This is a genomic window from Rhizobium sp. 01N447_2 (genome assembly GCF_056399245.1).
In genome coordinates this window covers 15663-29333 of sequence record NZ_JBFTQY010000089.1, presented here as the reverse complement: position 1 = coordinate 29333, position 13671 = coordinate 15663, and the positions used below count along the sequence as shown (strand labels likewise).

11 protein-coding genes are annotated in these 13671 nt (G+C 62.7%); 7 read left to right on the top strand and 4 right to left on the bottom strand.

What is annotated here, in order from left to right:
* A partial coding sequence (locus AC1ECN_RS34155; RefSeq protein WP_477955471.1) for an ABC transporter substrate-binding protein occupies positions 1-1314 on the bottom strand: 1314 nt, incomplete at its 3' end.
* Between the two features lie 67 nt (positions 1315-1381).
* Positions 1382-2845, bottom strand: a complete 1464-nt coding sequence (locus AC1ECN_RS34150; RefSeq protein ID WP_204340841.1) for an aldehyde dehydrogenase — start codon at positions 2843-2845, stop codon at positions 1382-1384.
* Positions 2846-3107: 262 nt separating this feature from the next.
* Between AC1ECN_RS34150 and AC1ECN_RS34145 the strand changes: the two genes are divergently transcribed.
* Entirely contained in the window at positions 3108-4007 is a 900-nt protein-coding gene (locus AC1ECN_RS34145; protein ID WP_130697437.1) for a helix-turn-helix transcriptional regulator, read from the top strand.
* Positions 4008-4224: 217 nt separating this feature from the next.
* Here AC1ECN_RS34145 and AC1ECN_RS34140 read toward each other — a convergent pair whose 3' ends face one another.
* Positions 4225-4971, bottom strand: a complete 747-nt coding sequence (locus AC1ECN_RS34140; protein WP_130697436.1) for a glucose 1-dehydrogenase — start codon at positions 4969-4971, stop codon at positions 4225-4227.
* 107 nt (positions 4972-5078) lie between these two features.
* Here AC1ECN_RS34140 and AC1ECN_RS34135 point away from each other — a divergent pair, with 107 nt between their 5' ends.
* Positions 5079-5423 carry an ArsR/SmtB family transcription factor gene (locus AC1ECN_RS34135; RefSeq protein ID WP_027687981.1) on the top strand — a complete coding sequence of 115 codons (345 nt, stop codon included), beginning with the start codon at positions 5079-5081 and terminating at the stop codon, positions 5421-5423.
* Between the two features lie 74 nt (positions 5424-5497).
* Here AC1ECN_RS34135 and AC1ECN_RS34130 read toward each other — a convergent pair whose 3' ends face one another.
* Positions 5498-5983, bottom strand: a complete 486-nt coding sequence (locus AC1ECN_RS34130) for a MarR family winged helix-turn-helix transcriptional regulator (RefSeq protein ID WP_130665615.1) — start codon at positions 5981-5983, stop codon at positions 5498-5500.
* A 201-nt stretch (positions 5984-6184) separates the two neighbouring features.
* On the opposite strand from AC1ECN_RS34130, the gene AC1ECN_RS34125 reads away from it, so the two are divergent.
* The 5 genes from AC1ECN_RS34125 (at position 6185) to AC1ECN_RS34105 (ending at position 13619) form a co-directional block, all read left to right on the top strand.
* Complete coding sequence (locus AC1ECN_RS34125; RefSeq protein WP_164582594.1) at positions 6185-7771, top strand: AMP-binding protein; 1587 nt, start codon at positions 6185-6187, stop codon at positions 7769-7771.
* 41 nt (positions 7772-7812) lie between these two features.
* A complete protein-coding gene (locus tag AC1ECN_RS34120; protein ID WP_018071429.1) occupies positions 7813-8637 on the top strand; it encodes a p-hydroxycinnamoyl CoA hydratase/lyase in 825 nt (274 codons plus the stop codon).
* A 56-nt stretch (positions 8638-8693) separates the two neighbouring features.
* Entirely contained in the window at positions 8694-9800 is a 1107-nt protein-coding gene (locus tag AC1ECN_RS34115) for an NAD(P)-dependent alcohol dehydrogenase (RefSeq protein WP_130726005.1), read from the top strand.
* Positions 9801-9821: 21 nt separating this feature from the next.
* A complete protein-coding gene (locus tag AC1ECN_RS34110; RefSeq protein WP_130726004.1) occupies positions 9822-11261 on the top strand; it encodes a coniferyl aldehyde dehydrogenase in 1440 nt (479 codons plus the stop codon).
* Between the two features lie 429 nt (positions 11262-11690).
* The gene (locus AC1ECN_RS34105; RefSeq protein WP_164582592.1) at positions 11691-13619 is read left to right on the top strand and encodes a diguanylate cyclase; all 1929 of its coding nucleotides are present in this window, start codon (positions 11691-11693) and stop codon (positions 13617-13619) included.
* The last annotated feature ends 52 nt before the right edge of the window (positions 13620-13671 follow it).

Genomic DNA, 13671 nt, shown 5'->3' with positions numbered 1-13671 from the left:
GTTATAGGCGGTGAGCTTGGCGCCGACCGGGACATTGGGGTCGGTGGCGTTTTCGGTGACGACGTAGTCGAGCGCGAATTTCGAGCCCTCCGGTGCCTTCACCCATTGCGTTCCGATGATTGGTCCAGGAGAGACGTTGGCGACGGGGCCGCTGGTGAAGTCGACCTTGCCGGCAATCGTGGTGGTCTTCAGCGTGCTGATCGCCTTGGCGACGGCCTCCTTGCTCTTGACGTCGGTGCTGGCCTTCAACGCATCGAAGCCGGCGTCGAGAAGCGCAAGGCTGGCGCCGAGCTGCTGCGTCCACTGCTTGCCGCTTGCCGTCTCATAGCCGTCGGCGAGTTCGGTGCCGGAGACGCCGGTCAGCGTGGATTTGTAGGGGAAAGCCTTGTGCCAATAGGCGGCGCTGCCGATGTTCAGGCCGAGGTCGCCGAGCGCCTCGATGTCGGAGGGAAACAGGCCGGTCTTGGCGATCTGGCAGATCTTGATCTGCTGGGTAAGGCCCTGCTGTGCGGCCTGACGCCAGAAGGCGGCAAAATCAGGCGGTATCGGGAACGAGTTGAAGATCTCCACGCCCTCCTGCCTGAAGAGAGCGATCTGCGCGGTAAAGTCGGTGGTTCCGGTTTCATAGGCTCCGGGATCGACGATGGTGAAGCCGGCCTTGGCGAGCGCCGGCGCCAGATGGGTGCGGATCGCATTGCCGTCGGCGTCGTTGGGATACATGACGCCGACCTTCTTGTTGGTCTCGATCAGGTTCCACTGCGAAACATAGGCCTTGTGGAACTCTTCGACGCCGAAGCCGAAATGATAGGTCCACTTGAACGGCGAGGGCGCGCCCGGCTTGGCGCCGCGGCCGAAATACCAGGCTTCCCAGGGCATGACCGTCGAGAGGCAGGGAATGCCGGCCGCTTCGCAGGCATCGGCCACCGGATTGATGKTTTCGGGCGTCGAGACGGCGAGCATCAGGTCGATCGCCTGGTTGTTGATCAGGTCCTTCGCCAACTGGCCGGCACGCGAGGGATCGGACTGGGTGTCCTGGTCGAGGATCTCAACCTTCCAGGTCTTGCCGCCTGCCTGCAGGCCGTTCGCCAGCGCCTTGCGCGCCAGTTCCAGCACGTAGCCGTCCGTCTCGCCGAAGCCGCCGAGAGGGCCGGTGCGCGGGCTGATGAAGCCGACCTTCAACGTATCGCCGCTCTCAGCGAAGGCCGTGCGGCCGGAAAGCGCCAGCGCCGCGCCGCCCGCCACGGTCGATGCGATGAAAGACCGGCGGCTCAGCGATGCCGTGTTGAATTTACCGCTGCGGAAAATGCCGTTCATGAATCATTCCTCCCTCTTGATCGGGCCTCCCAGCCCGTTCCCATTGTTCATTTCGGCCGATCTCAATTCAGATCGGGTAGTGCCGTTTTCCCGAGGCCATGGTGATCCATCTGAGCTCGGTGAATTCATCGATCGCGGCCTTGCCGCCGAAGCGGCCGTAGCCGCTTGATTTGACGCCGCCGAAGGGCATTTGCGGCTCGTCGGAGACGGTGGCTTCGTTGATGTGGCAGATGCCGGATTCGAGCCGCATGGCGACGGCAAGTGCTGCATTGACGTCGGCGCTGAAGACGGCGGCCGACAACCCGTATTCATTGTCGTTGGCAACCGTCACGGCCTCGTCGACGCTGCCGACCCGGATGATCGCGGCGACCGGTCCAAAACTCTCCTCGCGGTAGAGGCGCATGGCAGGCGTCACGTGATCGATGACGGTCGCGTCCATCAGCGTGTCGTTGGCCTGGCCGCCGCAGACGAGCACCGCGCCCTTTTGCAGGGCATCATCGACGAGCGACCGGACGCGTCGGACGGCCTCAGTGTTGATCAGCGTGCCGAGCGGCGTGTTGCCGTCCGTAGGATTGCCGGCGACGAGGGTTGCCGCTTTCGTGCGGAATTTGCCGACAAAGCCGTCGGCGATCTCGTCCATCAGGATGATCCGTTCGGTCGACATGCAGATCTGGCCCTGGTTCATGAACGCGCCGAAGGCGGCAGCACTGACGGCCTCGTCGATATCGGCGTCGGCAAGGACGATGAACGGCGCCTTGCCGCCGAGTTCGAGCAGGCAGCGCTTGAGATGCCTTGCCGCGGACTCGGCAATGATCCGGCCGACACGGGTGGAGCCGGTGAAGTTGATGCGGCGCACCGCGGGATGGGCGATCAGGGCGTCGACGACAGCGGCGGCATCGCTCGGCGCATTGGAAACGACATTGATGACGCCGCGCGGAAAGCCGGCGTCACACAGAATGTCGCCGATCAGGCCATGGGTCTTCGGGCAGAGTTCGGAAGCCTTGAGGACGACGGTGTTACCGCAGGCAAGCGGCATGGCAACGGCGCGGGTGCCGAGAATAATAGGTGCATTCCAGGGGGCAATGCCGACGCAGACGCCTGCCGGCTGGCGGACCGCCATGGCGAGGCTTCCCGGAATGCCTGAAGGAATGAGCTCGCCTGATATTTGCGTGGTCATCGCCGCCGCCTCTCGAAGAATATCCGCGCCGAGGCCGCAATTGATCGCCGCCCATTGCGCGGTGGCGCCGGTTTCGCCGGTCATGGCGGCAACGAGTTCGGATGTGCGGGCCTCCAGGATGTCGGCTGCGGCATTCAGAAGCCTGCGCCGTTCGCCCGGGCCGGTCTGCGACCAGTCCGGAAAGGCTGCTGCAGCCGCATTGGCTGCCCTCGTCATGTCGGCAACGGATCCTGCCGAGGCGATCGTTGCGACGTCGCCGGTCAACGGATCGATGCGTTCGAAGGTGGCCCCTTCGGAAGCGTCCATCGCCTCGTTGTTGATCATCAGCTTTGCCGCGAACACTGTTCCACCCAATTCGCCATGTGTTGGTGCCACGCATTGGCGCCACGTGTTGGCGCCACATGCCGGTTTGCGTTGTTGCCATGGGAGAAAACGAGCGGACGCGGCGCCACGAGGGCTGCCTCACCGTTCCTGCATCTGTTGAAGTGCCTCCTCCCAAAGGCTGATGGGGATAAGGTTACGCCGATCGAGTGCGGATGGAATGCGATTTATTGGGTTAATATTGTAATTATCCGGCGATTACCGCATTGTTTGCTGCGGGAATGGAGGAAAAGCGTTGGCAACGGACGGGGGGATTCATCACTATGCCAGGGGCGAGTGGCACGGGCCGTCACTGTCGCACCGGCGCATCCGTTTTCAAAAAGGACTGTATGCCGATTTCCACCATTTCCTTCTGCTCGGGGAGGGGAGCGGGGAGCTTCACTTCGACAATGGCGAGCATCGGCCGCTGCACGGACCGTTGCTTGCCTTCCTGCCGCCGCAGGCGCGATGYGACCTGTCGATATCAGCCGGAACCGCGGCTCATCTGGTCGGCGCTTCGCCGCAGATCATGGTTGATGCGATCGGCGACAAGGTGGAATCCTATTCGCTGCGCATCTTCACCGAACAGCGCAAGCTGGTCGAGGCACTGGATCCGTTGGCAGTGGCCGAAATCAGCCCGCTGATTTCTGGTTTCGTGCGGGAACTCGGCGATCCCTCCCGCTCCTCCTGGATGGTCGCATCCGCTTATATCAGGCTTATCCTGATGGCGCTTTGGCGTGGGTCCGATGGCGAAAGAAGCGAGCAGCGCGGGCAGGGCGAAGTGGGATCGATTCTGCAGAGATATCGGCAACTGGTCGAGGCCGGCTTCCGCCAGCACCGGCCGATCAGCGACTATGCCGCGGAATTGGGCGTCACGGCCGACCGGCTGCATTCCATCTGCCAAAGGGCGCTCGGCCGCTCGCCGATCCAGCTGCTGCACGAGCGCGTGGTGCAGGAGGCAAAGCTGAGATTGGAGCGGTCGGCCCGCAATATCCAGGAAATCTCCGACAGCCTCGGCTTTCGTGACCCGACCTATTTCAGCCATTTCTTCAAGCGCAAGACCGGGCTTTCGCCCGCCGGCTACCGCGAGATCGCCCGCGCTTCAGCCGGCTCGGAAAACAGCATGCTGTCATCGGGCTATGCCGATTGGCCTTAGGTTCAGAACTCGTCGATCAAATAGGACTGCAATGGGCCCACCAAGCGGACACCCGCATTGGAGCGCAAACCAAAGGTCGTTGCCATCCATACTTAAAAGCAAGAAGGCCAACGAGAACCGTTAGCCACCGGCGCGGCGATCCGCGTTTAAGCCGTCGTCCGCAATAGCCGCGAGGGGTGCGCGCTCCATGGAGGAGACGCACACCGTCACACAACTATCAGCGAAAACCGCCGCTGGCGGCCAATCGTTCGCCGCTCAGCCAGCGGGCATCGTCGGAAGCGAGGAAGACGGCGACACCGGCGATATCGTCCGGCTGGCCGATGCGGCCGAGCGGCGTCTGGGCGACCAGGGTCTGTTGGAAATCCGAGCCGATGAACCCGGCCGAGTGCGTGCCCTCGGTTTCGACCATCCCTGGCAGGATGGCGTTGACGCGGATCTTGCGCGGGCCGAGTTCCTTAGCAAGCACGCTGTTGATGCCCTCGACGGCTCCCTTCGTCCCGGTATAGACGGCGGAGGCCGGCGGCGCCAGGCTGGTGACCACCGAGGAGATGTTGATGATGCTGCCGCCCTCGCCGAGATGCTTGACGGCTGCCTGGGTGGTCAAGAGAACGCCGAGAACATTCACGTCGAACATGCGACGATACTGTTCCTCGGTCACCTCACCGATCGGCGCGAATTCATAGACGCCGGAATTGTTGACCAGCACATCGAGCTTGCCGAACTCCTTGACCGCAGCATCGACCAGTCCCTGTGCCTCACTGGCCTTCGAAACATCGCCCTGCACCGCGATGGCTTTGCCACCGGCCGCGCTGATCGCCTGAACGACGGCGTCCGCTCCCGCCTTGCTCGAGGCGTAGTTGACCACCACTTGCGCACCCTCTGCTGCGAACGCCTTGGCAATCGCAGCGCCAATGCCTTTGGAGGCGCCCGTTACGACAGCGACCTTTCCTGTGAGCTTAGCCATTTATCGTTCCTTCCGATCTGGATAGCCGCCGGGATTGGCAAGCTTGTTCCATAGTTCAGAAATTCGGAACTGTTGATCTCGATGTCAAGGGACGCTATATAAAATTCATGAGACCGCTCTTTCACCCAGCCCTGGAGGACATCAAGCCCGAGGCGATCCTCTATGCGCTGTCCGATCCGGAGCGCGTTGCCATTTATGCAAAGCTTGCCGGCGCCAGCGGTGGCGGGACGTGCTCTGCGCTTGCCGATCTCGGCGACCGCGTCATTCCAAAGTCGTCGCTGTCCAACCATTTCAAGGTGCTGCGCGAGTCCGGGCTGATCGTGAGCGAGCGCCAGGGTGTGGAGATGCGCAATCAAACGCGCTGCACCGAGCTGGACGAACGCTTCCCGGGCCTGATCAGGGCCATTCTGACGGCTTACGGCCAGCTTCCCGGGCAGCCGAAGACGAATTGACGCTCCTCTTCAGCCCTCTGCGCATCTGAAAATACGCGCAGGCCCGCAGGCAGGTCGGCGAGAGCGAAGCGGGCTCAGCTTACCTTGTATATCCGCTTCAACGCTGCCAGCAGCGCATCCATTTCGTCGCGCGAAAACAGGTCGATGAAACGCTGCTCGTGCTTGTCGATCAGCTCACGCGCCCGCGCGAGCATTGCGCGTCCCGCCTTCGTCAGATGAAGTTCCTGGCGCCGGCGGTCCGCCGCGGAGGGGCGGCGCTCGATCAGGTCGCGGGCGGCCAGCCTATTGACGAGGGCCATCATCGTCGCCCGGTCGGTGCCGAGCGTATTGGCAAGGTCGATCTGCGATGCGCCCGGATTGCCGGCGACGAGTTCCATCACCGCCAGCTGCTTCTGCGTCAGCGCCAGCTCCTCCATGGTTTCGGCGAAGTCGCGATAGACTGCGACATGCGCCATGCGCAGATGAAACCCCATCAGATCGCCAAGCCGGCCGACGTCGAGGCCCGGCGTCGCGGGAGCATCTTCGCCCTCGAAATCGTCCATCGGTGGTTTTGTGCTCATCGTTCGTTCTCGCCTCGTCCAGGCGCCATAACCATCAAAATCAGCAGGTTAGTCAATATCCGTATTGCGGATTTCCCCGCGCCATTCGAGCGATCGGATTTGCCTTAAACAGCCTCTTGCATCTTGCTGGGAAAAGATATTAGTATGTGTTGCATACAAATTTGATGCCTGCCGCGGGGAGCGGTGGCATGGGAGGAGAAAATGGCGCATTCCATTTCCGGGATGGCTTCGTCGGCGGATTGCGGACTGGTGACGGATGATCCGATCCTTTACCGCGCCCGCGTCGCGCCGGACCGTCCGGCTCTGTTCGAGATCGCCACCGACCGACAGCTCACCTATGCCGAGCTCGATGCGCGGATTGCCCGCTGCGCCGGCTTGCTGAGCGATGTGCTCGGAGCGCGCCGCAACGGGGGACGTGTCGCCATGCTGGCGCGCAATTCCATGGATTCGATCGTGCTTGCCTTTGCCTGCCAGCGTGCCGGCGCCGTTTACGTGCCGCTCAACTGGCGCCTCAACGCCGCCGAACTTCGGCCGATCCTTGCCGATTGCGCGCCGGCGCTGCTCGTTCACGACGAGGAGTTCGCGGCAACCGTTGCCAGCCTGGTGAGCGCTGATCCTGAGATGGCGGTGATATCGACGGCCGGCGGTCCGGCCGGGCTCGCCGCGCGGATCGAGGCGAGCCTTGCGACCGCTCCGGTGCCCGCCGATGCCGATGGCCCTTGTGTCCTTCTCTATACCTCGGGCACGACGGGACAGCCGAAGGGCGTCGTCATCACCCGCCGCAACGCCTTCTTTGCGGCTATCAATTTTTCCGTCGTCGGAGAGATCGGGCCGGGATCCGTCGCCCTGTGCGATCTGCCATTCTTCCATACGATCGGGCTGATCGCGGTGGCGCGAACCACATTGATGCTGGGCGGCACGCTCGTCGTCTCCGACCGCTTCACGCCGGCGCGGACGCTTGCAGCCCTTGCCGACCGGCAGCGTGCCGTCACCCATTATTTCGCCGTGCCGCAGATCGCGCTCGCCTTGCGCAATGACCCCGCCTATAGCGCCGCGGCTCTGGCCGGCCTGCATGCCCTTTTCGTCGGCGGCGCGCCGCTGACGCAGGCGCTGATCGAAAGTTATCTCGATGACGGCGTTGCGCTGGTCAACGGTTATGGCATGAGCGAGGCCGGAACGGTGCTGCACGTGCCGATCGATCGGCGCGCCGTGCAGGACAATCCCGGCAGCGTCGGTCTTCCCGCGCCATTGCTCGACATTCGTATCGTCGACGAGGACGGCCGGGAGGTTGATGAAGGCGAGATCGGCGAACTCTGGCTGCGCGGGCCGGCAGTGACGCCTGGCTACTGGAACAAGCCTCAGGAAACCGCTGCCGCCTTCACCGAGGGCTGGTACCGCACCGGCGATCTCGGCCGACGCGAAGCGAACGGCTTCTATCGCATCGTCGACCGGCTGAAGGACATGTACATCAGCGGCGGCGAGAACGTCTATCCCGCCGAGGTCGAAGCAGCACTCGCAAGTCATCCCGATATCCTCGACGCCGCAGTCGTCGGCATTCCCGACATCCGGTGGGGCGAATGCGGCCTCGCCTATGTGGTGCTGCGGCCGGGTGCCGTGGCAACGGGCGATGAGATCGCCGGTCATTGCGCGGCAAGGCTCGCCGCCTTCAAGCGCCCGGGGCGCATCCTCTTCGTCGAGGCCATTCCCCGCACCGCCTCCGGCAAGGTGCAGAAACATGTCCTGCGCCAGTTCCATTCCGACGAAACCCTTCAACGACAGGCCCTGTGAAGCGGCCCCGGCATTCACGCCGAAACCAATGGAGTAAACTCATGACTGACATGCAATCACCGGTTCTGGTCGAATTCGATAACGGCATCGCCTTCGTGACCCTCAATCGTCCGGAAAAGCGCAATGCGATGAATCCGGCTCTGAATGCCCGGATGCTCGAAGTGCTCGACGAACTCGAGGGCGACGAGCGTTGCGGCGTCCTCGTTTTGCGCGGCGCCGGCGAATCCTGGTCCGCCGGCATGGATCTGAAGGAATATTTCCGCGACAATGACGACAAGCCGCGCAATGCGACGCTGAAGGCGCGGCGGCAGTCCGGCGGCTGGTGGAGCCGGCTGATGTATTTCGAAAAGCCGACGATCGCCATGGTCAACGGCTGGTGCTTCGGCGGCGCCTTTACGCCGCTCGTTTCCTGCGATCTCGCCATCGCCGCCGAGGAGGCGAATTTCGGCCTTTCCGAGATCAACTGGGGCATTCTGCCGGGCGGCAACGTCACCCGCGCGGTCGCCGAAGTAATGCGCCATCGCGACGCTCTCTATTACATCATGACCGGCGAACTGTTCGGCGGGCGCAAGGCCGCGGAAATGGGCCTCGTCAACGAGGCCGTGCCGCTGGCAGAGCTTGAAACCCGGGTCCGCAAGATCTGCGCCAGCCTGCTCGAAAAGAACCCGGTGACGCTGAAGGCCGCCAAGGACACCTACAAGCGCGTGCGCGACCTGCCCTGGGATCTCGCCGACGATTACATCTACGCCAAGCTGGAGCAGATGCTGTTTCTCGACAAGACCAAGGGGCGCGACGAGGGGCTGAAGCAGTTCCTCGATGACAAGACCTATCAGCCGGGGCTCGGCGCCTACAAGCGCGGCCGCTGAGGACGAGCCCGGATCGCCGGGCCGTTCGCGAGCCGATCATAGGGAGGAGGAAAGCAATGAAGATCCATGCTGCGGTGGCGCGTGCGCCCCATAGGCCGTTTTCGCTGGAAAGTCTCGATCTGGAGGAGCCGCGCGAGGGTGAAATCCTGGTTCGCGTCGTGGCAACGGGGGTTTGCCACACCGATATCGTCATGCGTGACCAGCATCTGCCGGTGCCGCAGCCGGTCGTGCTCGGCCATGAAGGCGCCGGCATCGTCGAGCGTGTCGGACCGGGCGTTGCCAAGGTCAAGCCCGGCGATCACGTGGTCATGACCTTCAATTCCTGCGGTCATTGCCCGAGCTGCAACGATCACGAGGAGACCTATTGCCACGAATTCTTCCCGCGCAACTTCTTCGGTGCGCGCGCCGATGGTTCGAGCGGGCTCTCATGCGAGGGAGAGCGGGTTCACGGCAATATTTTCGGACAATCATCCTTCGCCAGCCACGCGCTGTGCCACGAGCGCAATATCGTGAAAGTGCCTGAGGATGCGGATCTCGCGCTGCTCGGGCCGCTTGCCTGCGGCATCCAGACCGGCGCCGGCGCGGTCATGAACGCGCTGAAGGTCGAGCCGGGTAAAGTGCTTGCGGTTTTCGGCATGGGCTCCGTCGGTCTTGCCGCCGTGATGGCGGCGCGGATCGTCGGCGCTTCACGGATCATCGCCGTCGATGTCAACGAGGCGCGGCTGGCACTTGCGGCGGAACTCGGCGCGACCGACATCGTCAACGGCAAGGCGAGCGACGCGGTTGCCGCGATCATGGCGCTGACCGGCGCCGGCGTCGATTATTCGATCGATGCCTCCGGCGTGCCCGCCGTCATCGACCAGTGCGTGCGGGTGCTGGCGCCGCGCGGCACCTGCGGCATCGTCGGGGCCTCGCCCCATGGCGCGACGCTGACGCTCGACCTCACCCATATCCTGTCCGGCGGGCGCCGGGTCCGCGGGATCGTCGAGGGCGATTCCAATCCCGACGTGCTGATCCCGCTGTTGATCAACCTCCATCGCCAGGGCCGCTTCCCCTTCGACCGGCTGATCACCTTCTATGATTTCGCCGACATCAACCAGGCGGTGGAGGATTCGGAAAAGGGCATCGTGCTGAAACCGGTCGTGCGTCAGCCGGCCGCCTGACACCGTTCAAGGGAGGAAACAATGAACACCGTCACCCCAATCGCCACCGATACCAGTTCCGATGCGATGAAGGCGCTGCTTGGCCGGCAAAGGGCGTCTTTCCTGAGGGAAGGACCGCCAGGCATCGACACCCGCATCGATCGTATCGATCGCGTCATCGCTCTTCTCGTCGACCATAAGGATGCGATTGCCGCTGCCCTGTCGGAGGATTTCGGCAGCCGCAGTGTCGAGGCGAGCCTGCTTCTCGACGTCTTTACCTGCGTCGGTTCGCTCAAATATGCCAAGGCCCATCTTGCCGAATGGCTGAAGCCCGAGCAGCACGAAGCATTGTTCCCGGACGCGGTGGCCGAAGTGGTCTATCAGCCGAAGGGGGTTGTCGGAATCCTGAGCCCGTGGAATTTCCCCTATCAGCTCGCCCTTGCGCCGCTTGCCGGCATTCTCGCCGCCGGCAACCGCGCCATGATCAAGCCGTCTGAGGTGACGCCGGCCTCGGCCGCCTTGATGGCGGAACTCATCGCCGGCGCTTTCGACGAAACGGAAATCGCCGTCGTTCAGGGCGGACCGGCCACGGGCACGGCCTTTACGTCACTTGCCTTCGACCATCTGATCTTCACCGGCGGAACCGCAATCGCCCATCACGTCATGCGCGCCGCGGCGGAAAACCTGACGCCGCTGACGCTTGAGCTCGGCGGAAAATCACCTGTCGTCGTCGGCCGCTCGGCCGACCTCGCCGACGCGGCGCGCCGTGTCATGACCGTCAAGACGCTGAACGCCGGCCAGATCTGCCTGGCGCCGGACCATGTCTATGTGCCCGAGGAAAGCGTCGAGGCCTTTGCCGAACACGCGGTCACGGCGGTCGGCGCGATGTATCCGGCGCTGAAGGAAAATCCTGACTACACCTCGATCGTGAATGCCCGCCATCACGCCCGCATCCAGGGCCTGATCGACGATGCCAGGGCCAAGGGCGCCCGTATCGTCGAGATCAACCCGGCGGCAGAGAATTTCTCCCAGCAATCGGCCCACCGCATGCCGCCGACCCTGATCCTCGATCCCACGGAAGACATGCGCGTGCTGCAGGAGGAAATCTTCGGACCGGTGCTGCCGGTCGTTGCCTATCGCAATATCGCCGACGTCATCGATCGCATCAATGCCAAGCCGCGCCCGCTCGCTCTCTATTACTTCAGCCAGGATCAGCAGGAGGAGGCCCGCGTGCTCGACAATACGACCTCCGGCGGGGTGACCGTCAACGACTGCATGAGCCACGTCACGGCGGAAGGCCTGCCCTTCGGCGGCGTCGGCCATTCGGGCATGGGCGCCTATCACGGCAAGTTCGGCTTCCTCGCCTTCTCGCATCCGCGCGCCGTCTATCATCAGAGCAGGATGGTGGAGGCGGAATACATGATGCGGCCGCCTTATGGCGAGGCGATGCGCGGCTTCTTGGCGGCGGCGATCTGCAAGTAGTGAGAGAAGCGGCGGGCGATGCCGTCGGCAGCCTCGGCTGCTGACGGCATGGGGTGGCTGCTCGCAACGAATGGCCCGATTGCGCAGGCTTATCCGGATAACGCTATATTGTGTCATTAGGCTAGATGTCCCGGCGCAGAGGATGCTGTTGTTAAATATGCCTTATGCATCGGCTGCTAGCCATTGAACCGCAGGGCGTTGCGGACATGAGGTGTCCTGCCGTCCGGGGGCATGACCTTTCCATTCCGGTTTCGCGTATTTCTCATGTCGTCAAATCTGGCAGCAGGCCGTGCGTGCCCATACCTCATCATCGCGGCAGTCGCCGCTTTCCTGTCGCCGCATGGCTGCCGACCGGCCTGGAGACGTATTTGCAAACGAATATAGCCTGATAGGTCTCCGATTTAACGAAGCTCAAACCAGTGTTGCCCTATGATTGGCTCGGTACATGTATTGGAAGGTGGATCCAACGCAGTGAATGGCATCTGGACGCAATTCGGTGGCAACCTGTCATTCGTGTGCCTGGCGATTTCGCTCTGGGCGCATTTCTCGATCCAATTTCAGCGTCGTTCGGTCACACAGGAAAAAATCGCCTTCGGAATCATAGCCGGCGGCGCCTCCATCGGGTCCATATTGCTGGCCGTCGAAGTCAATCCCGGCATCTATATCGACATCCGCTTTTCGCCGCTTGCTTTAGCGGGCATGTTCGGCGGACCGATCGCGGCCGCCTTTGCGGCGTCGCTGGCGATGGTCTTCCGCTTCTGGGTCGGCGGCGCGGCAATGATCGACGGTCTGATCGCAATTGCTGTCGCGACCGGTATCGGCCTGGCTGCCAATGTCTGGATCCGGAGGAGATCTCCCGAGCTCTTGGACGTTGCGTTGCTGAGCCTCGCGCTCGGCGCCGCACTTATTGTTTTGATGGCGGTGCTTCCCACCCTGGTGCACGCCCGCGTACTGGCCATCATCGGTCTGCCGATGACGGTATTGAACTGCCTGGCGACGGTGCTGTGTGGTTTCGTTCTGTTGAAGACGCAGCAATGGGAGCTGGAGCGAAGCATCCTGGTGACCGCATTTTCGCAGTCGCCCGATTATCTCTACGTGAAGGACCGGAACAGCCGGTTCATCACCGTCAATGAAAATATGATCCGCCTTTTTCGTTTCAGAACCACGGCGGAGATGACCGGATTGTCGGATTTCAATCTTATCTCGCGGCCGCGCGCCGAAGAATTTTATTATCTCGAACAGCAGGTCATGGACACCGGGGTGCCCCTGATCGACTCCGTCGAGCGTATCGAAGACAGATACCTGCTCGCCTCCAAGGTGCCGCTGAAGGATAGGCAGGGACGGGTGATCGGTCTTGCCGGCGTCACGCGTGACGTGACGGAGCGGACTGCTCTGGAGCGGGAATTGCGCAAGAGCAAGAACCTGCTGTCACATGCGATGGCCGGCATGTCCGATGGCATCGCCATGTACGACAGCAAGGGTTTTCTCGTTTTTTGCAACGACCAGTATCGCGCCGCCTTTCCGCTATCCGGAGACGCCCGCGTGGTTGGCGCTCATATCAGCGACATCCTTCGCCGCGTTGCCGAAACCGGCGAGCGCACGGGTATCCCGGACGCTGACCGCGAAGAGTGGATCAGGTCCGTCAGTGCTACGTTGCACAGCAACAAGGACGAAGAGGTTCAGCTTCACAACGGCGACTGGCGCAGCATCCGGACAAGGTTAGCGGAAGACGGCACGGCGATGGCCGTTGTCTCCGACATCACGGCGACCAAGCAGGCGGAAATCGCCCTCCGGCTGTCGGCGGAGCAGCTGAAGAATCTCGCCGAGACCGATGGGCTCACCGGCATGGTCAACCGCCGGGCCTTCGACGAGGCTTTCGCCCGCGAGACCGCAGGCAGCGCGAGGAAAAACACGCCGTTCAGCCTTCTGATGGTCGATATCGACCGCTTCAAGGCCTATAACGACACCTATGGTCATCCCGCCGGAGACCAATGCCTGCGTGTCGTCAGCAGGTGCCTGCGCCAGTCCGTAAGCCGCCCGGCCGACATCGTCGCACGCTATGGCGGAGAGGAATTCGTGGTTCTGCTGCCTGCAACCAGTGCGAAGGGGGCGATGATCGTTGCCGAGCAATTTGCGCGTCTCCTAAGCCAGGAGAATATCGTTCATACCGGCAGCGAATTCGGCCGGGTGACCGCCAGCATCGGCATATCCTGTGCGACGGGAGCCACCTTGAGGATCAACCCGAACCGCCTCCTGAGCGAGGCCGATGCCGCGCTCTACGACGCCAAGACTCAAGGCCGCAATCGCATCCTGGCACATTCGCCCGAGGAGCGGCTCGCCATCAAGGACGTTGGTTAGATCGAATCCTTGATAGGTTTTTCCTATCGAGCCATCGCGCGTGCGCCCTTGA